The 24,416-nt window shown below is 48.5% G+C and carries 18 protein-coding genes and 1 tRNA gene; 15 read left to right on the plus strand and 4 right to left on the minus strand.

The window, feature by feature from the left end; genetic code table 11:
- Positions 1-40: 40 nt before the first annotated feature.
- Positions 41-1,291, minus strand: a complete 1,251-nt coding sequence (locus IPN28_02005) for an FIST C-terminal domain-containing protein (GenBank protein ID QQS57618.1) — start codon at positions 1,289-1,291, stop codon at positions 41-43.
- 97 nt (positions 1,292-1,388) lie between these two features.
- Between IPN28_02005 and IPN28_02010 the strand changes: the two genes are divergently transcribed.
- From IPN28_02010 to IPN28_02065, 12 genes are all read left to right on the plus strand, one after another.
- Positions 1,389-1,952 carry a LemA family protein gene (locus IPN28_02010; GenBank protein QQS57619.1) on the plus strand — a complete coding sequence of 188 codons (564 nt, stop codon included), beginning with the start codon at positions 1,389-1,391 and terminating at the stop codon, positions 1,950-1,952.
- A gap of 37 nt (positions 1,953-1,989) precedes the next feature.
- Positions 1,990-3,063: a M48 family metallopeptidase gene (locus tag IPN28_02015; GenBank protein ID QQS57620.1), complete on the plus strand. Its 1,074-nt coding sequence runs from the start codon at positions 1,990-1,992 to the stop codon at positions 3,061-3,063.
- Positions 3,064-3,069: 6 nt separating this feature from the next.
- The gene (locus IPN28_02020) at positions 3,070-4,971 is read left to right on the plus strand and encodes a methyltransferase domain-containing protein (GenBank protein ID QQS57621.1); all 1,902 of its coding nucleotides are present in this window, start codon (positions 3,070-3,072) and stop codon (positions 4,969-4,971) included.
- Between the two features lie 134 nt (positions 4,972-5,105).
- The gene (locus tag IPN28_02025; GenBank protein QQS57622.1) at positions 5,106-5,840 is read left to right on the plus strand and encodes a Bax inhibitor-1/YccA family protein; all 735 of its coding nucleotides are present in this window, start codon (positions 5,106-5,108) and stop codon (positions 5,838-5,840) included.
- Positions 5,841-5,994: 154 nt separating this feature from the next.
- Complete coding sequence (gene mscL, locus IPN28_02030; GenBank protein ID QQS57623.1) at positions 5,995-6,429, plus strand: large conductance mechanosensitive channel protein MscL; 435 nt, start codon at positions 5,995-5,997, stop codon at positions 6,427-6,429.
- Positions 6,430-6,536: 107 nt separating this feature from the next.
- Positions 6,537-6,612, plus strand: a tRNA-Ala gene (locus tag IPN28_02035).
- A 165-nt stretch (positions 6,613-6,777) separates the two neighbouring features.
- Positions 6,778-8,010: a tyrosine-type recombinase/integrase gene (locus IPN28_02040; GenBank protein QQS57624.1), complete on the plus strand. Its 1,233-nt coding sequence runs from the start codon at positions 6,778-6,780 to the stop codon at positions 8,008-8,010.
- Between the two features lie 6 nt (positions 8,011-8,016).
- Positions 8,017-8,781, plus strand: a complete 765-nt coding sequence (locus IPN28_02045) for a hypothetical protein (GenBank protein QQS57625.1) — start codon at positions 8,017-8,019, stop codon at positions 8,779-8,781.
- A gap of 89 nt (positions 8,782-8,870) precedes the next feature.
- Positions 8,871-9,068: a helix-turn-helix domain-containing protein gene (locus IPN28_02050; GenBank protein QQS57626.1), complete on the plus strand. Its 198-nt coding sequence runs from the start codon at positions 8,871-8,873 to the stop codon at positions 9,066-9,068.
- Positions 9,065-9,916: a toprim domain-containing protein gene (locus tag IPN28_02055; protein ID QQS57627.1), complete on the plus strand. Its 852-nt coding sequence runs from the start codon at positions 9,065-9,067 to the stop codon at positions 9,914-9,916. Before IPN28_02050 ends, IPN28_02055 begins: the two co-directional genes overlap by 4 nt.
- Positions 9,846-11,006 (plus strand): AAA family ATPase, encoded by a 1,161-nt coding sequence (locus IPN28_02060; GenBank protein QQS57628.1) that lies wholly within the window; start codon positions 9,846-9,848, stop codon positions 11,004-11,006. The genes IPN28_02055 and IPN28_02060 overlap by 71 nt, the downstream gene beginning before the upstream one ends.
- A 51-nt stretch (positions 11,007-11,057) precedes the next feature.
- The gene (locus tag IPN28_02065; protein ID QQS57629.1) at positions 11,058-11,705 is read left to right on the plus strand and encodes a hypothetical protein; all 648 of its coding nucleotides are present in this window, start codon (positions 11,058-11,060) and stop codon (positions 11,703-11,705) included.
- 260 nt (positions 11,706-11,965) lie between these two features.
- Here IPN28_02065 and IPN28_02070 read toward each other — a convergent pair whose 3' ends face one another.
- Genes IPN28_02070 through IPN28_02080 form a run of 3 tightly spaced genes read right to left on the minus strand, consistent with a single transcriptional unit; the run spans position 11,966 to position 13,166 of the window.
- Positions 11,966-12,316, minus strand: a complete 351-nt coding sequence (locus IPN28_02070) for a hypothetical protein (protein ID QQS57630.1) — start codon at positions 12,314-12,316, stop codon at positions 11,966-11,968.
- The gene (locus IPN28_02075) at positions 12,316-12,720 is read right to left on the minus strand and encodes a hypothetical protein (protein ID QQS57631.1); all 405 of its coding nucleotides are present in this window, start codon (positions 12,718-12,720) and stop codon (positions 12,316-12,318) included. The genes IPN28_02070 and IPN28_02075 overlap by 1 nt, the downstream gene beginning before the upstream one ends.
- Positions 12,717-13,166, minus strand: coding sequence for a hypothetical protein (locus tag IPN28_02080; protein ID QQS57632.1), 450 nt, complete (start codon positions 13,164-13,166; stop codon positions 12,717-12,719). Before IPN28_02080 ends, IPN28_02075 begins: the two co-directional genes overlap by 4 nt.
- A 314-nt stretch (positions 13,167-13,480) precedes the next feature.
- On the opposite strand from IPN28_02080, the gene IPN28_02085 reads away from it, so the two are divergent.
- From IPN28_02085 to IPN28_02095, 3 genes are all read left to right on the plus strand, one after another.
- Entirely contained in the window at positions 13,481-17,968 is a 4,488-nt protein-coding gene (locus IPN28_02085) for an ATP-binding protein (protein QQS57633.1), read from the plus strand.
- A gap of 215 nt (positions 17,969-18,183) precedes the next feature.
- Complete coding sequence (locus IPN28_02090; protein QQS57634.1) at positions 18,184-19,149, plus strand: hypothetical protein; 966 nt, start codon at positions 18,184-18,186, stop codon at positions 19,147-19,149.
- A 1,753-nt stretch (positions 19,150-20,902) separates the two neighbouring features.
- Positions 20,903-24,409 carry a type I secretion C-terminal target domain-containing protein gene (locus IPN28_02095; GenBank protein ID QQS57635.1) on the plus strand — a complete coding sequence of 1,169 codons (3,507 nt, stop codon included), beginning with the start codon at positions 20,903-20,905 and terminating at the stop codon, positions 24,407-24,409.
- The last annotated feature ends 7 nt before the right edge of the window (positions 24,410-24,416 follow it).

The following is a 24,416-nucleotide window of genomic DNA, read 5'->3' on the forward strand; positions in this document are numbered from 1 at the left end:
CTAAGATAGCGGGATCGGCGGACGAGTACAAATTCTTTCTTCAGAGGAACAGAATAAGCAGCCCGGTATAGCCGTAAAGTCGGGCGTTGTTAATCTCGCCCCCCGCATAAAATCCCGTCAGCGGTACGTCCCCGATCACCTCCCGGACCGCATCGATCTCTTTCTGTGCGGCTTCGGGGGTTTCGGCGAACCCGCGGGCGATGCAGGAGATATAAAGTCCGGCCTTCGGTGTGAAAGACCCGCGTTCATTCTCGATTCTCTGGCGCAGCCCAAGCAGGGTCTTCGACAGATCCTCCAGCACCGTCTCCTCCGTCCTCCGCACGAAAAGCAGGGTTTCCCCGGCGGAAACGCTTTGCGAGAGGGTCAGGCTCTCTTCGGCGGGGTCGATCCCCATGATATTGCGGACAAGGTAGTCCTTCTGGTCCGATTGTGAAATCGGCAGAGCGATATGGATATGCCCGCTGAACAGGGGCAGAAGCTCCTCAGGCACATCGTCGGAGGATTCCATATCCCGAAGGTCGGGAAACGGAGCGGAATCCGCGCTTTCGGCACCCTGGCCTTTCAAATCGCGCAGCAGGGCGCACAGGGCGCTGATCCCGTCCAGTTCATAAACCGTGGTTCCGCTGGCTTTGGTAATCGTGTGAAACCGGCTGATCGGCTGACAACCTTGCGAAAGCGAGGTGGCAACGGGGATTTTTTCGGAAAAAAACACGCCGCTGACGGAGTTTTCACAGACCGTATTGGCGAATTGGTAGTGATACGACCGTGAGGATGTCAGTCCACCCACGATAAACCCGCTGGAAAGCGAATCAAGATCGGCAAGCACGGCCATCGGGTCGTCATCCGCCATCGGGTCGGCATGAACGCAGACAAGGAAGGGCGCATGGGCGTCCAGCCATTTTTTAACCCTGTTTTGGCTGCGGCCGGAAGCTCGTGCAAGGGAATCGGAATCCTCTTCATCCGTTTCCGGAAAAACGCAGAATTCGTCCTCAGGGAAATGCCCGATCAGCGCGCTGATGGCCGGCTGGTTGACGAACGCCTGCCCGGTGCCGATGACTCCCATCCCGACCGACCCGATCCAGTGATCGATATGCGTAACCGAGCGGAAGAGGTTAAGAATGCTCGGCGCAAAATCCGCCAGCATATCGGAGATATAAAGAAAGCCGAAATTAAACTGGTCGTTCTCGGTGCGGATACTTTCAAGCTCTTCCAGAACGGCTTTGGACGTATCCCGCCAGTCCGTGCCTGAGGCAGCGGCGGCGGCAAATTCTCTGGACGTAAAAAGAGGCATGATTTTTTCTGCCGGTCACTTTATTTTCTGAAGACAAAGCCTTGCGATATCATTAAGATAACCCACAGCGTTTGTTAGGAAAAGGGAATTTAAGGTCATGGAATGGATTGTCTTGGCGGTCATCGTCGTTGTGGCGCTTGTAATGGTTATGCTTTACAACCGCTTGGTCGCCTTGCGTCAGACGCGCAACAACGCCTTTTCCGATATCGACGTCCAGCTCAAGCAGCGTTACGACCTCGTGCCCCAGCTTGTGGAAACCGTCAAGGGCTACGCCGCACACGAAAAGCAGGTTTTTGAAAACGTAACCAACGCTAGGGCTCAGGTCGGCGCGGCCAGAAGCGGCAACCCGGAGAGCCGGATGAAGGCCGAAGGCCTTTTCGGTGGTGCGATTGCCGGACTTCTGGCGGTGGCGGAAAACTACCCGCAGCTTAAGGCCGACCAGAATTTCCAGCGCCTGATGGACGAACTCTCCGACATCGAGAACAAGATCGCCGCCGCCCGCCGCTTCTTCAACAGCGCGACCGCCGAATACAACACCGCAACCGAGCAGTTTCCGGCCGTTCTTATCGCCAACTCCTTCGGCTTCAAGAAGGAAGTCTTCTTCGAACTGGATGAGGCGGAGAAAGCCGCGGTCCACAAGGCGCCGGTGGTCAAGTTTTAACGCCGCATTATTCGATATGGCCTTCAGGGTTTGAGCAATGGCTGCAACGGTCGGTCTGAAATCCCACATCTGGAACAATAACCTCCGGTCAGTCATCCTGCTGGTCCTCTATCCGGTCCTGCTGATGATCATGGTCTGGGCGATAAGCCTTGTGATTGGTGTATCGATGGAGGGGCAGCATCAATATAACACTCAGCCCGACCCAACCGCCTTTGCCAACGCCATCCTTATGGAATACTGGCCCACAATTCTGACGGTCGTTCTGATCTGGTTTGCCATTTCATGGTTTTTCCACACCTCGATGATTCGCAAACTTTCTCATTCCCACCCGGTGAGCCGGACCGATGAGCCGGAGCTCTATAACCTCCTCGAAAATCTATGCATATCGCGGGGCATGAAGATGCCGCGCCTCGAAATCATCGAAACCCACGCCCGCAATGCCTTCGCCAGCGGCATAGACGAGAAGTCCTACAGCATTACGGTGACACGGGGGCTGATGAACTCCCTGACCCGTGACGAGATGGAGGGGGTTCTGGGCCACGAACTCACCCACATCATCAACCGCGACGTTCGCCTTCTGATTATCACCGTGATATTCACCGGAATGTTCGGGTTTGCGGCCCAGCTGGTCTGGAGCAGCATCCGCTATCGCGTCTTCTACACCCATGGCCGCCGGGACAATAACGGCGGCATCGTCGTGGTCGTGTTTATGATCGCCATCATCCTTTGGCTCGGCTACCTCGCCACGCTTCTTATGCGCTTTGCCCTCTCGCGCCACCGCGAATATATGGCCGACGCCGGGGCGATCGAACTCACACGAAACCCCGAGGCCATGATGCGCGCCCTTATGCGGATTGCGGGCCGCGACCGCATCCCCCAGACCACCGACGACATAGCCATGATGTGCATCGAAAACCACGTCCCGTTTCTCGGCCTGTTCGCCACGCACCCGCCGATAGAGGCCAGGATCAGAGCGATTTCCGAAACCACCGGAACCCCCGTCCCTGAACTTCCGCATACTGGCCCCGCCCCGAAGGAAGAAGCCTTCGCGGCGCTAAAAGAACAGGGAGAAAGACCCAACCCTTGGCTCACCCGTGGACGCAGGATATAAAGAAGCATGACGAACGCCGCCCCCGTTTCCGTCCAGCCCCCGAGCGTTTCCGCCGAAGCGCAGGAAAAATACGGCAAAGCGCTAACGCTGATTTCCCAAGGCAAAACAGCGGAGGCTAAAATCCTGCTCATCGAAATCCTCGAACAGGAAAAAATGCCCATTGCCTTTAACGAACTCGGAAAAATCTTTTTTGCCGAGGGCGATTCGGACAGCGCTTTGGGCTGTTACGAGGAGGCGATAGAGGCTGACCAAACGCTTCACGAAGCCCTCGCCAACGCCGGCGATCTGTTCATCAAGGAAAATCTGGGCCTGCAGGCGCTGGACTTCTATATGCGGGCGATCATGGCGAAACCCGACCACATCCCCTACCGCGACCGTTTCATCGCCATCGCTACGAATTTCCATTTCAAGAAACTGATCCCGAACCTTAAGCCGCTGCTCATCGACTGTATGCAAAAACCCGGCATCGATCTCAGTAACATCGACCGCACATGGATCAGCGTCCTGACCGCCGACCCCGTCTTTTCCGAACCCCTGAAACTGGTAGGGGCGAAGGATTACGGCGCCTTTCAGAAAATCTTCTCAAAACTTAAAAACCACGTCGGCCTCGTCGATCCGCTCTTTCTCTCCGGCCTGAAACGCATCCGCTTCCAGAATCTGGAATTCGAGGGTCTTCTCACGCACCTGCGCCGCTTCATGCTGGATAATCTCAACAACCGCGGCGTTTTCGGCCACCCGGACCTCTTCACCCATATCGCCGCCCACCTTGCGCTCTACGCCTTCAAGACCGATTACATTTTTGATTGTGACCCCGAAGAGGAAAAATCGGCACAAAAACTCAAACACCGGATCGAAAGCGAAGACCGCCTGTCATCGGAGGGTTATCCCTTGCTGGCCCTTCTGGGCGCTTACATCCCGCTTCATTCTCTGACAAACGCGCCGCAAATCGCCAGGGCGGGCGTCCCCATGGTCCTGCAGGATCTGGTGGACCAGCAGATCGTTGAGCCGCAGCGCCTCAGGGAGATTGAAAAAACCGTCCCCGTCCTCGTCCCCGTGGAGAACGAAGTCTCCCAAAAAGTCCGCAGCCAGTACGAAGAGTCTCCCTATCCCCGCTGGACCGACTTCGCCAAAAGACCCTATCACGAGGAACTGGAGGGGCAATTCCGCGGCAAAAAGGCCAAAATGCTGGTGGCCGGATGCGGCACGGGCCGCGAAGCCATCGAACTCGCCGCCGTTTACCCGGACGCGGAAATTCTGGCCGTGGACCTCAGCCGCGCCAGCCTCTCCTACGCCATCGACCGCGCAAAACATCTCGGCTTTTCCAACGTCACCTTCAAACAGGCGGACATTCTCGGCCTTGGCATTTTGGGCAAGGATCAATTTGATTTCATCGCCAGCTCCGGCGTCCTCCATCATATGCAGGAACCGCTGAAGGGATGGGAAGTCCTGCGCGATCTTCTCAAACCCGGCGGCATCATGCGGATCGGCCTCTACAGCCGCATCGCCCACGCCCCGCTGATCGAGGCGCAGAAGATCATAGCCAGACACAATCTCGGAGCATCGCCGCAGGATATCCGAACCTTCCGCAAAAATGCCCCCAAATGGCTGGGCCGCAAACTGTTCGACTCCTTCTCCGGCATGATCGACTATTACGCCACCGCCGAATGCCGCGATATGTTCTTTCATGTGCAGGAAACGCGCTTCAGCATGCCGGAAATCAAACAGGCTCTGGAAACCCTCGGCCTTGAATTCAGGGGCTTTAACCTGCCTCTGGCCGTCCTTGAAAATTATCGTAAATTGAACCCTTCGGACCCCGAGGCGCTGGATTTAAGCCGCTGGGACGCCTTCGAGAAAAAGAACCCGCGCACCTTTGCCTCCATGGTTAATTTCTGGTGCCAAAAACCCTGAAAAACCTGTAACGCCTTGCAGGAGCGGCACGAATAAGACAGCAGAAAACACCCTCTGCGAATTATTCGCATATTCTTTGTAATGTGATAGAATAGGGTGTATAAACGGCAAGGTTTTAATTTTTGGAGAAAAAAATGCAACCTTCTTACCTGTCCAAAGAACGCGCAAAAGGCAGAGAGTTCGATGCCGGCCTGCGTAACTATTTGAATAACATCTATTTCAAAATGGCTACGGGCGTACTTCTGACCGCTCTTGTCGCCTACGTTGTAGGAAGCTCACCGACACTCCTTCAGCTTTTTCTAGGCGGTCCACAAAAGCTGATCGTTATTTTTGCACCTGTGGCCATTTTATGGTTCGGCTTTAATCCGATGAAGATGAGATCATCTCAACTCATGCTGGCCTTCTATGCAGTTTCTGCTTTGTACGGGATTAGCTTTTCGACAATCGCTGTCCTTGCGGGCCAAGACATGACCTTCGCGGTCGATGTCGCCAAGGCTTTCTTTATAGCCACGGCGATGTTCGCAGGCCTGAGTATTTTCGGTTATACGACCAAGATCGACCTCTCACCCATGAAAACCTTCCTGTTTATGGGTATCACGGGGTTGTTCGCCGCTGGGCTGCTGAACTACTTCTTGTTTCAAAGCAGCATGATGTCAAACCTGATCGCTGGTGTCGGGATCGTTGCCTTTTCCGGCCTGACCGTCTGGCAGACCCAGGAAATGAAACGGATGTACGATATGGCAAATGCTATGGAGGTTGGTGTAGCAGCGGAAGTCGGGGAGCGCCTCGCATGGGCCGCCGCGCTGAACCTCTACATCAGCTTCATCGTTCTGTTCCAGAACATCCTGCACTTCATGAACCAGCGCTAATCCGCAACAATTCCGAACAAAGCCCCGCCCGCCGCGGGGCTTTTTCTTTTCAGCGTCATCCACCCCAACCGCATTGACAAAATCCGCGCCTCTGCTAATTTGCCCCTTTCTACATCACAAAACGATAATATAACTCTTTGAGGAGGGCTTAACTATGTTGAAGGAGTTCAAGGACTTTATCGCCCGCGGCAATGTCATGGACATGGCGGTCGGGATTATTATGGGCGCGGCCTTTACCGCGATCGTCAATTCCATGGTGGGCGACCTCATCATGCCCGTCATCGGTGTGCTGACCAGCGGCGTGGACTTCGCCGACAAGTTCGTGGCCCTCGACGGCAATTCCTACGCCAGTCTGAAAGCCGCCAAGGACGCCGGAGTCAGCGTCATGTCCTACGGCATTTTCATCAACGCCGTCATCAACTTCCTGATCATTTCCTTCGTGGTCTTCATGCTCGTCAAGGGCGTCAACAAGATCAAGGCCGCCGCCGAGAAGGAAGAAAAGGACAAGGCCGCCGCCGCCCCTCCCGCGCCACCCGCGGACGTGGTCCTCTTGGGCGAAATCCGCGACCTGCTGAAAAAGGCCGCCTGAAATCGGCCGGAATCCTGAAAATTAAGAACGGCGCCCTCATCGGCGCCGTTTTTTGGCTTGAAATCCCCCCCTTTTCGCAGTACTCATTACCCCTGCCTTTTCAAAAAGGGCCCTTAGCTCAGCTGGGAGAGCGCTTGCATGGCATGCAAGAGGTCGTCGGTTCGATCCCGATAGGGTCCACCAACTTACCTGTTAGCAACGTTCACCAGCAACCACGATTGACCGCAAACCCCTTGTAAATAAAGGGGTTTAGTTTTTTCTGCATTCTTTTCTGTTCGCAGATATTCGTTTACAGCCCGAAAATTAGGGGGCAAGATATGGGGGCAAGCAGAAAAAACAGGGGGCAAGATGAAGCTCACAAACACATCCTGTAAGAACGCCAAGCCGGACAAGAAGCCATACAAGCGCTTTGACGGTGGGGGTTTGTATCTGGAAGTGATGCCGAATGGCAACAAACTCTGGCGCGTGAAATACCGCTATCTAGGGACAGAGCGCCGCCTGTCCTTGGGGGCATATCCCCTCATTACGCTGGCCGAGGCACGGGAAGGACGAGACGAGATCAAAAAGCTTCTTGCAAAGGAGATAGATCCCGCGAACGCAAAGAGAGAACGGAGGCACCAGATCAAGAGAGATGCGGAAAACACCTTCAAGGCCTTAGCTCTAGAGTGGCTGGACACTCATTCGCACCGCTGGAGCGAGGGATACACGAATAAGGTCAAGCGGCTGCTTGAATTGCACCTGTTCCCGCATATCGCGCATCGTCCCATATCGCAAATCACGCCGCCAGAGCTTCTGGAGTGCTTAAGGAAAGTAGAAAAATCTGGGGCTTTGGATATGGCTGGACGCGCCAAGCAGGTGGCAGGGCAGATTTTCAGATACGGGATACAGACGGGCCGCTGTGAACGGGATGCCTCTGCGGATCTGAAAGGCGCCCTGAAAACCCACAAAACAGAGCATTACCGCACTTTAGAGGAAAAGCAACTTGGGCCTTTTCTAAAGGCACTAGATCGTAATGAAGCCCGCCTATATCAGCGCACACGCCGCGCAATCTGGCTCTCCTTGCTGACATTTCAAAGGCCGGGGGAAATTCGGCAAGCCCGCTGGAGCGATATAGATATGGAGCAGGGAATTTGGTCTATGCCTGCACCAAACACGAAAAGCCGGAGAGCGCACATCGTGCCCCTCAGCAAGCAAGCCTTAAAAATATTGAAAGAACAACAGGATGAAACCGGATTCTTGAATACCGATTACGTTTTTCCTTCGCAAATCCGTCCAAGAGAATCCATGAGCGATGGAACGGTGAACAGAGCTATAAAACGACTAGGATTCGGTGAAAGCATGGTAGCGCATGGCGTAAGAGCTTTGGCGCGGACATTGCTACGGGAAACGCTGGGCTTTGATAGCGAAGTCATAGAAAAGCAACTGTCGCATAAAACCAAAAACCCACTAGGGGAAGCTTACGACCGGACGCAGTTTCTTCCCCAGCGCCGCAAGATGATGCAGGTATGGGCAGATTATTTGGATACAAACTCTCAACAAGAACAAATGGTTGTAGGAATAATTAAGATAAGGAGCGCATAGTTATCCATGGCCACAGAGAGGAAAAATAAAGCCGATCCCTTTTTTTTAGCATCCGAAACGCTAGCAGAATTAGAAGAATCTGAAAGAATAAATATCAAAAAAAAATTATATGAAATATTCGAAAAGTGGAAAAATGAACATGGGGTTTATCCACCTAGGGCAGCCGGAATGATAGGAGTGTTAATAGAGCTTGGACTAAGACCGAAGAAGCCTGATCCAGAACCTGCCAAAGCTTATATTGAAAGACAAAAGCTTATAGCCTTAGAAGCCGATACTGTTCCAAAGCACATTGAAGCTTGGGAGTGTGACAGCTTTGCTGACACACCAGTAAAGCTTTTTTATAAACTTAAAGCAGATAACTATGAACCGATAACAAGCATCATTATGGAAAGCGGAGAACCTCACACTCTAGCGACCGCCATGTTGTTATGTAAATCGATAGCAAAGCATCAATGCTTGTGTTGTAACGAAGCGGCTTTTAGGCTGGCAGAATACTTCAAAGAACAAACAAAAAAATATAAAACACCAGCACTTAAGAAAAGCAGAGTTTTAAAAGAGAATCATGAAAAGAGAACAATAGAAGTCAAGGCTACTAAACAAGAAATTCACTCACTAGCATCACAATTTTTATACGAAGGCAAGGCAAAATCCAACATTGTGAGCCTAATTCATAAAAAAATTAAAGAAAAAATAAGTAAAAGGCAGATAAGAAGACACCTAGAGGATCATCCCTCTAGCAACTGGATATCTAAAAACATCAAAAAAAAGTGACATCGCGTTAGGCATGTCACTCTGTAATTCCCCATATTTGATTTCATGCAACGCATGGTGCGTTCACTGACATTTACATGGGGTAATAAATGCAAATCTCTTTATCTATAGAAGAAGCCCGTGCTGCAACTGGCTTAGGCAGAACAAAGCTATATCAACTAATAAACTCCGGTGAATTAAAAGCCCGCAAGATTGGAAAGCGGACCATCATCCTGAAGGAAGACCTTGAAGATTTTTTAAACAACCTTCAGCCCTATAATTCCATAACATCAAGCATAAGACCATGAGAAGTATTACATGCTTTAAAAAGGCACTAGATCAGCTTGGCCTAAACACTAACGATAAGATAATCCCAGACGGCAAGCTGCGTCGTTTTCATGTGAAAGGTGACAAACCCGGCTCAAAAAACGGTTGGTATGTTCTATATGAAGACGGCCTGCCTTCTGGTGCTTTCGGATGCTGGAAGCGCGGCATTTCGGAAACATGGTGCGCAAAGCCTCACAGGGAACTGACACAGGCGCAGAGGGAACAAAACCGCAGCCGCATGATCGAGGCGCAAAAGGCCCGCGAAACCGAGGAAGCCGAACGGAGGCAAGCTGCGAGAGATCAGGCGCTGCTGATCTGGAAGTCCTCGCCCCTAGCGCCGGACAGTCACCTCTATCTGGTGAAAAAAGGCATTAAAAGTCACGGCCTGCGCTTGTATAAGGGCTTGCTGGTTATTCCTATGTGCGACAGCGCTGGGAATCTTCACAGCCTGCAATTCATCGACGAAGATGGGAACAAACGTTTCCTGTCCGATGGGCGGAAAAAGAGCTGCTATTTTCTCGTAGGAAGCCCGCTGGATTCGGTCTGCGTTTGCGAAGGCTTTGCCACCGCCGCCAGCATATATGAGGCTTCAGGTTATCCTGTGGCGGTAGCCTTTGATTCTGGAAACCTTACTGCTGTGGCGGTGGCTTTAAGAGCCAAATACCCCACTTACAAGATTATTTTGTGCGCCGATAATGACGCTCATACAAAAGGCAATCCCGGCCTGACCAAAGCACGCGAAGCCGCCGATTATATTGATGGATATCTCGCTGTTCCGCCAAACGCGGGTGATTTTAATGATTTGTCGCATCAAAAATCCCATGAATAAAGTTAAGAAAATCATCGAAAATGCTAAGCCACCGGAAAGCAATATTTCTTATTGCCGGCTTTCAGAGGTTAAAGCTGAGCCAATTAAATGGCTTTGGAAAAATAGGATTGCCAGAGGAAAGATAACCATCTTGGCTGGTGATCCCGGTCTTGGAAAATCGCAGCTTACGGCATGTATGGCTGGCGTAGTAACAAACGGCGGTGCTTGGCCCGTGGATAATGAACCTTGCCCGAAAGGTAATGTCGTATTTTTGTCAGCAGAGGATGATGCCTCTGACACGATCAGGCCAAGGTTAGAAGCTGTGGGGGCAGATTTGAATAAAGTTTTTCTTATCAATGCCGTTAAAAATTACGACCCCGAACACGAGAATTCTGAAAGAAGCTTTGATCTCAAGCGGGATATTAAGAATCTTGAGACATTTTTAAGAGAAATCGGTGGCACGGTCTTACTCATCATTGATCCAATCAGTGCCTATCTCGGCGGAACGGACAGTCACAAAAACGCGGATATTCGTGCATTACTCGCACCTTTATCTGATCTGGCAGCCAAACATAAGATTGCCGTTATAGGAGTTACGCATCTTAATAAAAGTCAGTCTAGGCAGGCATTGCAGCGTGTAACTGGATCGCTGGCTTTTGTAGCTGCGGCACGAGGGGCCTTTGTAGTAGCAAAGGATCAAAACGAGCCTGATCGCCGCCTGCTTCTGCCCATTAAGAATAACATTGGTGATGATCGAACGGGATTTGGATTTTCTATTGAATCCGTAACTTTATCGGGAGGAATCAGCACAAGCAAAATTGTGTTTGAACCTGATCTAGTTATGGAATCTGCTGACGATGTCTTGAATTTTGGCAACAATTTACAAGATCGTGGCGCCTTGGGGGAAGCAAAGGAGTTTTTGCAGCATGTTTGTATTATTGGGTGCACTGCTCAGCAAGTTAAGGAGCAGGCAGAAGAAGCCGGAATTTCCTACGCTACATTGAAACGGGCAAAGAAAGAACTGGGCATTAAATCCAAGAAAGGTGGTCAAAACGGTTCTTGGATGTGGAGGTTGCCTGATTTGGAAGAGGCTCAAGATGCCTACGATTAGAATGTGAGCATCTTGAGCATCTTCCAGCTTGGATTTTACATAGGATATGTCATGCTGAAATTACCCGCAGATATGAAAATAACCAATACTGCAGAAGCGGTGGCCATGAAATTATCTGCTAAGAAAATGGAAGATGATGCTGCTGTTAACGTCGATGATAATTTTAGTAGGCAGATCGCAGCTGATTTGGATGAAGCTGCTGATTCTTATTTGATTTTGACAGAAACTCCTGTGAAGGGAGTGGGCGGGGAATTCGTTCAGCAAAAGGAAGGCAATCCCCTGATTTCTTGCCCTTCCCTGAAAAAGGCAGATCGAATTAACGTGGATGCAAGCCTTGACCGTGTGGAACTGGCGCACAAGAACGGTGTGTTAAATATGGCTCTGGATACTGCAGAAGCCTTAGGGGCCAAAAACGGGGCGGAGCAAATGCTGGCACACCAGATGGCGGCTGTGCACAGGATGAGCCTTGATCTGATGGCCGAGGCTGGAAACACACGCGATCCCGTTGAAAAATGCCGTCTACTCAACACGTCCGCACGGCTGATGGAGACTTACCAGAAGGGCTTGTTAACTATAAACCGCATCAGAACCGGCGGTCAGCAAACCGTGACTGTGCAACATGTGCAGGTATCTGATGGTGGACAGGCCGTGATTAACGGCTCTTTAGATGTCTGCGGGAGGGGGGGCAGTAAAAAATGAAGGGGGAGTGTGATCGAAAAATGAATAACCCCATGCACGAGGCAAGAACAGCTCTAGCCCAACATCATAAATGCGGGGCGAACTGCCGAACGACCGGAAACCCGTGCCGAAATCCTTCGATGAAAAACGGCCGATGCCGGATGCACGGCGGCAAATCGACAGGCAGACCGATAATTCACGGCAGAAATACAGGGACTAAAAAGAAACAATATGCCGAAGCCAGAAGATTACTGGCTACATTGAAGGATATCCTGTCCAGCTTATAAGGGATAATCTCCGTCGGTATCCTCTTCCCTTTCATCTTCTTCATCAGCGTGCTTTCTCCAGAACTCTTTCAGATCAAGCCATGAAACGTGCTGGTTAAAAGCGTCCAATGCATCTTCGCAGGCACGGAAGTATTTGCATGGCTCTTCCATGTCGTACCACACTCCAAGAGATGGGTGATCTGCCAGTTCATGCTCATGCCAAATAATTTCTAGTTTGCTGTCATCTGGCGGCTCGCCGCATACGAACAGCACGTAATTTTTAGCGAGTTTAAGGCACAAAAGAATCCACGCCTCATCATCAGGCATTTCACCTGTATCGACGCTGCCAATATTTTCCCAAGGCATCAGTCCTCCTTAGCCCCATTTTTCTTCTTCTGTGAAGAATCATGCCTAAAAGCACGGATGTCTTTAAGGAGTTCGTCTGTTGAAACAGCTTCCATTACTACTCCTTCCTCGGACAGTACAGGCATAATGATGCAATCCGGAGCAGAAGCCTTTTTCTTACGTCCCCCAAAGCCCCATAAGATCAGGGTAAAACCAAGAAAAAACCAAGGATGAGATGTCAGGAAGAAAGCAGCAATTACCAGCCCCACAATCCCGACAGTAGGCCCGTAGATAAGCAGCGTCCGTAACAGCGGATTCCAGAATATTGCGGGATGATTGTGTCTAGGCTGGATAAAATAGGAGTTATAAACCCACCAGCCAATCTGTATAAAAATGACCTGTAAAATTCCAAAAATCCAGATCATTGTTCGTCTTTCAATTGAATCTGAAAGTAACCGGACTGCTCGCTCACGCTGGCTTGAATGGCATCGCCAAGAACGCCGAGGCCGTAACCGCCCATGACGTTACTGCCGCGCGGTGAGATTTCAAAGTTATAGGTCTTCTGCGGATCAGCATTGAATGTCAGGGCGAATTGTCCGGGTGCTGTCGGCGTCGATACGGAGAGCGTATTCCGTCCTTGAGGAATCTCATGGACCACGCTTCCACCTCGCCCCAGACTGGCGATTTTTTCACCGTTTGCCCGAACATGCACAGTCGCGGCCAGATACATCATGCTGGTGTTGCGGGTGATAACGACGCGCGCCTTATCTTCGGGAACAGGCTTATTCAGTGCTGTCACATCAACCGGGCCTGTCGTGCCACACGCAGTTAGAAAAATGACAGTAAATAATGATGGTAATAGTTTTTTCATAACTTTCTCCCCTTTTGTTGTAAAAACGGCCTCCAGATTTCTCTGGAAGCCGGGGAGTTTTCAACCGTCACATGAACGGCGCAGCGTATTCACGCAAGCGCTATTATATTCCGCCGCCTCCCCGACCACAGGTCGAGAAGGCATCGCTGGTAACGGCCCGATGCTGTTGGCCGCATGTGAAGAGGTTGAAACGCCCCAGAAGGTCAGATTTTCTGTCCTTCATGCAAAATTACTAGCACATTTTTTCAGCAAGCAGATAGCTCTTTATGATAAGACGTAAAATGAACTTGAAACCTTTAAGAAGGACTATTTCGATGGTCGATTTCTCAAAAATCAGAATATATAAAGGCGGTCAAAGTGCCGGATTTGAAGAGTTTATATGCCAGCTCGCACGGAGAGATACGCCTACAAAGTCTTTAGAGTTTCGGCGAGTAGAGGGCGCAGGTGGTGATGGCGGCGTAGAAGCCTATTGGGAGAAAAAGGATGGCACAAAAATAGGTTATCAAGCCAAATTTTTCCTTAAATCAGGGCAGATTGATTGGGCGCAAATAGACAAATCCGTAAAGCAAGCTCTTGATACGCATCCTACCCTAACACGCTATGTTGTCGCCCTTCCATGCGACCTTACTGACAAGAAAGGTAAAAAGGGCCAAGGCAAAACAGGATGGGGACACTGGCAAGAGCGTAAGAAGAAATGGGAAGGTTGGGCCGCTGCAAAGGGCATAATCGTTGCTTTTGAAACTTGGACAGCTTCCGAGATCCTTGACAGGCTGGCGAAACCTAATGCTCAGGGGATAAAAAAATTTTGGTTTGATACAGCAGAATTTACTGAGGATTGGTATACGCAGCACATCGTTGAGGCGATTGCGAGACTGGGTGAGCGTTATCATCCCGAAGACCATGTGAATGTAACCGCACAGGCCATAGGACACGGTATTGTTCGACATTCCTCTTTTGTTAAAGAACTATCTGATTTGTGTTCCAAAGCTCTAAAAATTCCATCAGCTCCTGATTTGGCAAATGACGATAGCGTTAAGGAAGTAGAGAAATATCTCCAAAAATTAGAGAAGCTCTCAAAAAATTTAGCTGACTTGGATTTTTCTGTGCCATGCGAGGTGGCTTTTCCAATAGATGAGCTTAATAAAACAATAAAATCTATTCGTGAGGAAATATCGCATAGTGAAGACTGGTATTGGAAAAAAAGGCGAGAATTTAATGAGGAAAATAAAATACCAAATTCACTTTATTATTTTAAGCAGAATCTCGAAAAGTTTGAAGACAGAGTAAGGAGGTTTTCGTATTTCATAGAGAGAGATCAATTTTTAGCCGACCAGACAAAGTTTGCAATCATTTCAGGTGCAGCCGGTACAGGAAAATCTCATCTTTCAGCTTTTCTTGCGGAATCGGCATACAAAGATCGGCGGCCCGTTTTCTTATTTAATGGAAATGATTTTTTTGGGGGTATCCAAGCTTTACAAAAGATAGCCGATATAATTCATAAAGGACTTCCGGAAAGCGAGGTTTTGGGAGCGATTAATGCAGCAGGAGAAGCTGCAAGAACTAGAGCCATAATAGTAATTGATGCTATAAACGAGGGGGCAGGTTCACATTATTGGTATAATGAACTTCCTGCTTTCATAGCTGCATTAGATAAATACCCCTATATTGCGTGTATCCTAACTTGCAGAGAAGAATATGAAGCGTACGCCGTTCCTAAAACAATCCATGATAAAGTAATACGGCTACGCATAAATGGATTCTCTACAGTTGAAGAACAAGAAGAAGCGGCTCGCGTCTATTTGGATAAACGTGGGATTTCTCGTCCTGCTACCCCTTGGCTTAATCCTGAATTTATTAACCCTCTATTTTTACGCAGCGCCACAACAGCACTGCAAAGAGATGGAAAAGCGGAGTTTCCAAAAGGTTTAACGGGAACAAGTGCTATCTTTTCGTACTTTGTAAAGGCCACAGCAAATAATATGGCTGGCTTGTATCCGGCCCTTGGCAAAGGATTGCTGCAACGCATATTGGACAGCTTGCAAAAAATTGCAAAAGAAATGCTTGCCCAAAAAGAGGATCGGTTACCTTTCGATAAAGCTTTAGAAATTGTAAATAAATCCTTTGAAAATTATGCCCCACCCGCTGGCACAACATGGCTGGATGTTCTCATTCGCAATGGTCTTCTGCAATGTTTCCCGGCTTACAATCCTGACCCAGACCCTCTATTGCCTATAGAAGAGTCCGTTTGTTTCGCCTTCCAAAGATTCCAAGATCATGTGATGGCAAACCAGCTTCTTGAAAAGGTTATAGACCCGGTATCTGCTTTTGAGAAAAATGGCGTTGCAGCTTTCTGCATTGAAAAAATGGGTCAATGGAGCGGTTTAATTTCTGCCCTTTCGATCATCATTCCAGAAAAATACGGAAAGGAATTGATTGACTGTCTGCCAGAGAGAAAACAAGGGTGGTGGAATTACTCTACAGCCAAGGCATTTGCAGAGAGCGTTCGATGGCGTAAGAAGGATGCTTTTACTGATCGAACGCGAGAATTTTTAAGATATCTGCCCAGTCAAGGAATTGATGAGCTTTCATTGGTTCTTGAAATGAGTGTTTGTGAGGATCATCCCTTTAATGCAGCGAATCTTTTGCATCCAATTTTGATTGGCTTAAAGATGCCCAAGCGCGACTCTTGGTGGTCTATTGCTTTGACTGAGACAGACGACGATCATCCAATATACCAAATTATTGATTGGTCTTTGCAGGGTGCTCGCCATGTTAGCGCAGGGGAGGCTCATAAGCTCGCGGCTTTGATATTGGCTTGGTCTTTCTCCACTACAGCCCGGATCATTCGTGACAGAGCAACAAAATCTCTAGTTTCTTTGATCGAAATCGACCCAGATATATTTTCTTTGCTAATTAAAGAATTTGGAGAGATCGACGATTTTTATATTCTTGAGCGGATTTATGCCGCCGCTTATGGAGCAGCTTGCAGAAACCATGATGCAAAATGGATTTCTTCTTTTGCAGAAATTGCATTTAAGCATGTATTTGCTGGCGGAAAACCGCCTCTGCATATTCGTATTCGTGATTATGCCCGCGGTCTGGTCGATATAGCTAAATCACAAAATCGTTTACCTAAAGGCGTTAATGAAAAACTGGCTTATCCTCCATACAATTCGTCTCCTCCCAAGTTTAAAATCAAAGAAGAAGCTATTAAAAAGATCGCTGAAAAGGCAGGAGATAACAGGATATTAAATTCATGCTCCGCCTTTATAGGAGATTTTGGAATTTATGAAATTGATCCCGGCGCAAGACATTTTCTTACAGTGCCTCTTACACAAGAAATGCCTTTAACTGCAAGAGAGAAGTATGAGCGATTCAAAGAAGAGGTGATAGAGCCAAACAAGGCATACAAACTAGCATTTAAAGAATTAGAGGCAGCCAATAACGACTTATCAATGTCTTTGTTCACAGTCTCTAAGAGTGATGACAATAAGGCAATAATAAAGATTAAAAAGCATTTAGAAAAAAATATGCCATTAATTGAATCGGCTCAAAAGAAGCTCTTGGCACTTTTATCTAAAGACGAGAAGCAGCGTTATAAAAATGAAGTTGAACCCTATCATGATAGATCGGGTAAAGATAATGATCCAAAACCTTTTGATTTAACTCAACTTAGGTGGTGGGTTGCAAAACGAGCTTATCGTTATGGTTGGACGAAAAAGCTTTTTGAAACGGAGCCTTCCAGACGCGGCTATTATTCAAGGGACAGACCAGTAGTTGAGCGTATAGGGAAAAAATATCAATGGCTTGCTTTGAGTGAATTGCAATGCCGACTTGCCGATAATTACTGGCTTTCAGAAAGCTACAGGGGCACTTCAAGAAAATACGAAGGTCCGTTAAGCATCGGCTTTGAAAGAGATATAGACCCTACCATTTTACGACCGGAGAAAATTGAACAGGCGCAAGAGGAAGCTTTTGTAGGTCATCTCATGGGGCCGGAGATAGATTTGGGTGAATGTGAAGATAAAGATATTAGCCAATGGCCCTTTCTAGTTAATCCGGGCGATAAGCTTCCTTCGCTTGTATCTCGCATCGCGCCTGACGGAAAGAAATTTGTTGTTTTGTATGAACACCGCAGCACATCAGAGAAATATCCCGGCGATGATGATGATTATCGTGGGTACAAACGACAGGAATTTCGTTTTCTTTCCGCTGTGATCGTTTCAAAAGCAGACCGCATGAAGGTGGTTGATATACTGAAAACGACCAACGATTTGCATTTTGAAGATTGGGATCCTCTGGTTTTTACAGACGGCCCTTTCCTGTTGGAGCATCCTTGGCATTTCACATGGCAGTATGAGGAATGGGATAAGGTATTATGGAGAGAAGAAGACAGCCCCAAAAAAGCGCAAATCGTAACCCGTTATTGTTGGGAATCACATCTTGATAAAGCAATGACGGAAGGGTGTACGGTTTATATGCCTTGCCCATGGCTATGCAAAGTGCTTGGCCTGAAAAGAGCGGATGAAACTTCTACAAAATATATCGATAAAAAGGGGAACATCTCTGCAGTATGCGGCCACAGCCCCGAAGGGGGACGATTTGTAGGTATTGAGGCAGAATCATTTGAGCAATATCTCAAAGACAACGGCTATGAATGTTTATGGATTTTTCTCTCCGAGCGAAACACGTTCCTTGATGGAAGACCCGGCGGCGGCGCTTATCGTAGGATAGAAGGCGTTGCATGGAGGCAGGGCAAAGGATTGGCTAAAGAGATATGGAACAAGGATAGGACGCACTAGTACCGGAACTCAAATATGGGGTTGAACAAGATTATAGCTTGAAAACTATATGACACATCGAATTATTACTTTGACTGGATAATCAGAATCTTGCTATCAGAATGGAATTGATGTTTGTACACATTTTAGTTTTAGTCTTAAATGGATAGTGCATTAAGAGGTGTAAGTTTTTTCAATGTTCTTGCATGATTAAAGCAGAATACAAAGGGTAAATTATGAATAAAGTTGTTTGCTGTATTCTGACTGTCCTTTTGGCTTTCCTCGTTTCTGCTAGCTTTAGATATGCATACGCAGAACCGACATTAGAGTTAAGTCGTCAGGAAAAAATAAAGCGCTCCTTCGAAAAGTATCTTGAAAATTTTTTGTTAAAGAGCCTTATACCAGAGAGCAACGTCGCACCATCAGTTATTTCACATAGAGAATCCCACGATTCCGTGTATGAAGAGCTTCACAAAAGGCATCCACAACTGATCCCGCTTTTTACACTAAATAAAACACATGATTTGTACTCACTTTACAAATTATCAAACCCTCCGAAAGTGTTTCTGGGCTACCCTGAATACCTTCAGCCAAGATATGATGGAGAAGAAAAACAGGAGGGACGCAAGAAAGCATTTGAATATTCAAAGCTACTCAATGAGAAACTAAAGGATTTTGAGTGGCCAGAAAATTTTTCGGTCGTACTATCGCCCAAAGAGGCGAACATCTTCATCTTTCCTGTTGAAAAGAAAACATTCATCTATGTCTCGGTACCCAGTCGTCTCTCAATACATTCCAAATCACGAGGCAACTATGAAAATTTATTCTTAAACATTAACGATACTTTCTACAACGCTACATCCTTCAAGTTAAACGATGAGGGATTAAGCGGAGAGTTCTTTACTACAGAGGAAAGAAAAATACTTGTCTCTTTCTGCCCAATAGACATGCAAAAGAGTGATCCTGAGATCAAAGAAAGCGTAGATCTATGCCTTATTAAATCACAGGGACTCCCCGGATTTAGCCGAATAATGCCCTTCCAGAAAGCTTATTATCGAGAATGGGGAGCGATCCTTAATAAATTTTCTGCCTGTATCTTTGATGAGGGCACGAGTTCTTTCACCGATATCGATTTCTCATCTGCTTTTAAAAAGTGCTTGAAAGAAAAGGATTATATAAATGCCGGTAAGCTTTTCGAGTGATCATCCCTCTGTCAGCAACTCCGATATTAGGAACGCAACTAACAACCTAATTAATAAGTCGGCCAGTCTTCGCCGCGCCATTGATGCATTGGAAAAGAAAGGGGTACAAATAGATATTAAAGTTACAGACAATCCCGATGCGGAAGGCGCAGAAATAACGGAAATAGGTAATGATGACAGTCATTTTGAAATCAAAATTCCTAAGCAAGTATTTGATGGAGAAAAATATACTGACCCTGATAATCAGCAACATGACACGACATTTGAAAGAAATTTAGCTCACGAACTTGTTCACGTTTACAAGGACGTTATGAATAAAACAGACTCTGAGCAGATTGCTGAGGACGGTGCCGATAAAATTATGAAAGAGGCCTATCAGGAGAAGGAAAATCAATACGATAGTAATCCCCCAGACTCAACTTCAGGTACTCCTAAATTCCACGACACTTCTCCACCCGATCCAAATGATTACGAGTGGCCAGGTCAACCCATTTATACACCGCCAGCCGATCTTCAGCCGATAGGATTTGTGCCCACCCAGTCTGGAGGTTCCGGAGTCGGCATGGGAGGCGGACTTGATCCCTTAGTATTTGACTTAGATGGAAGCGGAACTATTGACCTAATATCTGTACAAAACTCTGGTATTCATTTCGATTTCTGGGGCGATGGCTTTGCTGAGGCTACTGGATGGGTTGCAGCCGCAGACGGAATGTTGGCGTGGGATATAGATGAGTCCGGACTTATTGATAGTGTAGCCGAGTTGTTTGGTTCTAATTTCCCAATCTCTTATGTCACAGAGGCTGATTGGGTTCAGTTCAGAGATTTTGAGAACGGATTCGCTCGTTTAGCAGCGCTAGACTCGAATCTTGATGGAGAAATTAGCTCCAGCGATGCGATCTGGACTGAATTACGCATTTGGCAAGATGTTAATCAAGACGGCGTATCGCAGAGCAGCGAATTATTAACGCTGAGCCAATCTGGTATTTCAAGCATTGACATTACTAATTATGTCTTAGACTCGTTTCAGGGGCTTTCTAGCGGTGGTTTCACGAGAATCATTGAGGGGAATACAGTTACCCATTCAGGCAGTTTTGAATTGGTAGGTGGGGGAACAAGAGAGCTTGTAGATGTATGGTTTGATGCCAACATGGACAACACTGTGTATTCATCAGAGTACATATACGAAGGGGATGTTCTTTTTCTTCCGATGCTTCGCGGTTATGGACAAATTGCGGACCTTTATGTTTCTATGAGTATCGATAATCAAGCAGGAGGATTATTTGATCTTATTCAAAATTTCTCTGTAGCAAGAACATTCTCGGATATTTTTGTCGATTTTAGTTCAGTCCGTGATGAGGTAGAGGAAATAATTCTTCGTTGGGGTAGCATCGACTCAATCTCTTTTGAAGAGCAGAAATACGGTGTGTTCGGCCTAATGCAAGAATTTCTTTTTCTAAAAAAATTATCAGGCACTGATTCTGATTATCAAGGTGTTTGGTTTGATGGAACCCCCTACTTACCTCATACGGTAGATGGAATAGAAGCGATTCATGATACATGGTCTAGTCTGATTGACTCTTATACCGTAAGATTAGCCTTTCAAAGCGGAGCTGAAGCACTCTTTGAAAATGTAGTGGCTTATGACCCTGATCGCGATTTATTCAATGGGGACTTAAGTCTTTCGCAGGCTGCAATAGCAGCACTCGAAACAGGGGCAACTGGCCATGCTGATATTCAGGGATTCTGGCATTTTGTGGCCAATTTTATCAATGAAGTTAAAGGTATATCTCAGCTCACGACCAATGAAGTGACTTGGTTATCGGATGCTGTCGATGATAGCTCTTCAAGTGCTTTAAGCTGGAGCGGGATCGTAGCGACTTTAAGTGAGCAGACAATAACAGGAACCAGTGGCAGTGAAACCCTTAACGGCACGCGCTGGGATGATAATATTAATGCCTTGGCAGGCAACAATATTGTTAATGGCGGCGACGGCAACGACTCTCTTCAAAGCAGCACAGGCTCAGATATTTTAAACGGCGGTTCCGGGAACGATATTTTGCGAGGCGGTTCCGGGAACGATATCTATATATATGACTCAGGTCACGATGTAATCGCGGAAGATTTCAATAATTTTACGACCAGCACGGACACTATTCAATTTGGTGCGGGCATAGCTGTTGGCGACGTGACTCTTCACATTGCCCAGATGATCGCAAATGTGAGCACATGGCACATTTTTCTAGAGATTGCAGGACGCGGTACATTAACGATTGATACTCCATCGGGAGGCAGCGGCCCCTTTACAAAAATTGTCGATACTCTCGTCTTTGCTGACAGCACGACATTCAATATAGCCACAATGGACGTGACCTTTCATGGGCAAGTCGGGGATGATTATATCAACACCGCTAACTGGGCCACGACAGGCGATCAGTTTGTCTATGGCTATGGCGGAGATGACCGGATTGACCTGATCGGAACGCAACCTATTCAAGTGGACGCAGGAGAGGGCAAGGACTTAATTTATGGCAGTGTTAATAACGACACGTTTGTTGTCAGTCCCGGAGGCGACCAGTTTGTTGGAGGCGGTGGAACCAATACGATCTTGCTGCCGTCGGGATATTCTGCTGGAGACGTTACTTATTACCGCTACGAAGATATATCGACTCCGTATAGCAGCCCCAAAACATGGGATGCGTTGATTACTGTCGCGGGGTTGGGTTCTATTACGGTTCTAAGACAGTTTGAAGGTGATACGGACTCTATTATCCAAACGCTAAAATTTTCAGATGGCTCGACAGTCAATCTACTGACTCAGGAATATGTAACGTTTGGCACATCAGGCGATGACACTTATGACAACGTTGGTTCCTTGTGGGCAAACAAGAATGATGTTTATCTTTTTGGACAAGGGGACGATATTGTTCAAGAGGATACCGGAACGGATACCATTCTTTTCGCAGCAGGGTTAAACCTGTCAAATATTACCGTTCAAAAGCGTGATACAGGCAGCCATTTCTCTACAACCAAATTCCTTGTAATCGAGGACGGTAATGGAAATACTCTTACGTTCAAAGGTCACTTTGACAATAATGCTTACAAGGCAGAGAACTTAAAGTTTAACGATGGCTCTATTATCAGCATCTCTAGCCTTGAAATCGACTCTCATGGCTCAGGGGGCGATGACAGGCTTGATGGCATAGTGGCAGGTTCTGATCTCACTACTAACGATGTCATGTACGGTCATGGCGGCGCTGACCAGATTTACGCGGGCGCGGGCAACGATGTGTCCTATGGCGGCACGGGCAATGATTACATTTTCGATGATGCCGGGAACGACACCCTGTATGGTGAAGACGGGGATGACCAGCTCTATGGTTACTCCGGGAACGACACTCTTTACGGCGGCATAGGAACCGATATTTTGCGGGGCGATGACACGTTTGCCAGTTCTTCGATTACTGGCAACGACTTCCTCTATGGTGGCGATGGCAACGACAATCTCTCCGGAGGTCGGGGCAATGACCTCCTCGACGGTGGCGCTGGTGATGATGTGCTGAGCGGGGATAATGACACCGATACAGTGGCCTACGCCTCTTCAACAGCAGGCGTGACCGTTTCGTTGGCTCTCACTTCAGCCCAGAACACAATCGGCGCCGGAACCGATACCATCACCAATACCGAAAACCTCACCGGATCGGCTTTCAATGACGTTCTGACCGGCGATGCCAGCGCCAATACCCTGACAGGCAGTGACGGGAACGATGTTCTGGAAGGTTTGGCCGGGAATGATACCCTCGATGGCGGGAATGGCAGTGATACGGCCAGCTACGCCAATGCGACCGCTGCTGTGACGGTCAATCTGGCCACCACGACCGCCCAGAATACTGTGGGTGCAGGAACCGATACGCTCGTCAGTATCGAGAACGCAAAAGGCTCGGCCTTCAACGACACGCTGACCGGAAGCTCTGGCAGTAACGTCATTGAGGGCGGAGCGGGCAACGACACGCTCAATGGCGCGGCCGGTACGGATACGCTGAGCTATGTCTCGGTGGCTTCAGCGGTGACGGTCAATCTGGCCACGACTACGGTGCAGGCCACGGGCGGGGCCGGATCGGACACGGTCTCCAATTTCGAGAACCTGACAGGCTCGGCCTTTAACGACACGTTGACGGGCAATACCGGAAACAACGTCATCGAAGGTGGCGCGGGCAATGATGCCATTAACGGCAGCACGGGAACGGATACGGCTTCATACGAAAATGCAACTGCCGCCGTCACGGTGAGCCTTGCCCTCACCACAGCTCAGAATACGCTCGGCGCAGGCACAGATACGCTCACAGCCATGGAGCATCTGCGCGGCTCGGCGTTCAACGATACCCTGACCGGAAGCTCGACGGACAACACCATAGAAGGCGGCGCCGGGGATGACACGATGAATGCGGGGTCCGGCTCCGACACACTCCTGTATGCAAGCGCGACCTCCGGCATTACTGTCAGTCTTGCTCTCACCACCGCGCAGAACACGGGCGGCGCGGGGACGGACACGATCTCGAACTTCGAGAAAATCACCGGATCGGCTTTCGCGGATGTTCTTACAGGAAATTCTGCGGCGAATACGTTGGATGGCGGATTGGGCGATGACATTCTGGACGGTGGCGCAGGCAACGACACGCTGAACGGCAACACCGGAACGGATACGGCCAGCTATGCTTCGGCAACAGCGGCCGTTACGGTCAGTCTGGCCCTCACCACGGCGCAGAATACGGTCGCCGCTGGATCGGACACCATCACAAACACCGAAAATCTGACGGGCTCGGGCTTCAACGACACGCTGACGGGCAATACAGGGATCAATATCCTGACCGGAGGGGCTGGGAACGATACTCTGCGAGGCGGCGCAGGCAATGACGCGCTCAAAGGCGGTCTGGGCACGGATACCCTCTACGGCGAGGCGGATGCCGATTTGTTTGTCTTTGAAGCGGCCTCAGCGTTCACAGCGCAGGATACAGTGGCGGATTTCTCGATCGCGCAGGGGGACAAGCTCAACATTGCCGACCTTCTGATCGGCTATACGGCTGGACAGAGCGCGATTGATGATTTTGTAACCTTCACCACCGCCGGAGCCAATACCAACTTCGCTGTAGACCGCGACGGAACCGGAACGACATACAGCGCCATTACGATTGCCAGCATCACAGGTGTTACTGGCCTTGATGCCGATACGCTTCTCAATAACGGAAACCTGATTGCGGTTTAAAAGGCCT

It is taken from the genome of Alphaproteobacteria bacterium (assembly GCA_016699735.1).
Classification (GTDB): domain Bacteria; phylum Pseudomonadota; class Alphaproteobacteria; order Micavibrionales; family Micavibrionaceae; genus JAGNKE01.

Bases quoted from the DNA above. Each gene is read 5' to 3' on its own strand.
- IPN28_02005 (QQS57618.1), bottom strand. From the start codon at position 1,291: ATGCCTCTTTTTACGTCCAGAGAATTTGCCGCCGCCGCTGCCTCAGGC.
- IPN28_02010 (QQS57619.1), top strand. From the start codon at position 1,389: ATGGAATGGATTGTCTTGGCGGTCATCGTCGTTGTGGCGCTTGTAATG.
- IPN28_02015 (QQS57620.1), top strand. From the start codon at position 1,990: ATGGCTGCAACGGTCGGTCTGAAATCCCACATCTGGAACAATAACCTC.
- IPN28_02020 (QQS57621.1), top strand. From the start codon at position 3,070: ATGACGAACGCCGCCCCCGTTTCCGTCCAGCCCCCGAGCGTTTCCGCC.
- IPN28_02025 (QQS57622.1), top strand. From the start codon at position 5,106: ATGCAACCTTCTTACCTGTCCAAAGAACGCGCAAAAGGCAGAGAGTTC.
- mscL (QQS57623.1), top strand. From the start codon at position 5,995: ATGTTGAAGGAGTTCAAGGACTTTATCGCCCGCGGCAATGTCATGGAC.
- IPN28_02040 (QQS57624.1), top strand. From the start codon at position 6,778: ATGAAGCTCACAAACACATCCTGTAAGAACGCCAAGCCGGACAAGAAG.
- IPN28_02045 (QQS57625.1), top strand. From the start codon at position 8,017: ATGGCCACAGAGAGGAAAAATAAAGCCGATCCCTTTTTTTTAGCATCC.
- IPN28_02050 (QQS57626.1), top strand. From the start codon at position 8,871: ATGCAAATCTCTTTATCTATAGAAGAAGCCCGTGCTGCAACTGGCTTA.
- IPN28_02055 (QQS57627.1), top strand. From the start codon at position 9,065: ATGAGAAGTATTACATGCTTTAAAAAGGCACTAGATCAGCTTGGCCTA.
- IPN28_02060 (QQS57628.1), top strand. From the start codon at position 9,846: ATGGATATCTCGCTGTTCCGCCAAACGCGGGTGATTTTAATGATTTGT.
- IPN28_02065 (QQS57629.1), top strand. From the start codon at position 11,058: ATGCTGAAATTACCCGCAGATATGAAAATAACCAATACTGCAGAAGCG.
- IPN28_02070 (QQS57630.1), bottom strand. From the start codon at position 12,316: ATGCCTTGGGAAAATATTGGCAGCGTCGATACAGGTGAAATGCCTGAT.
- IPN28_02075 (QQS57631.1), bottom strand. From the start codon at position 12,720: ATGATCTGGATTTTTGGAATTTTACAGGTCATTTTTATACAGATTGGC.
- IPN28_02080 (QQS57632.1), bottom strand. From the start codon at position 13,166: ATGAAAAAACTATTACCATCATTATTTACTGTCATTTTTCTAACTGCG.
- IPN28_02085 (QQS57633.1), top strand. From the start codon at position 13,481: ATGGTCGATTTCTCAAAAATCAGAATATATAAAGGCGGTCAAAGTGCC.
- IPN28_02090 (QQS57634.1), top strand. From the start codon at position 18,184: ATGAATAAAGTTGTTTGCTGTATTCTGACTGTCCTTTTGGCTTTCCTC.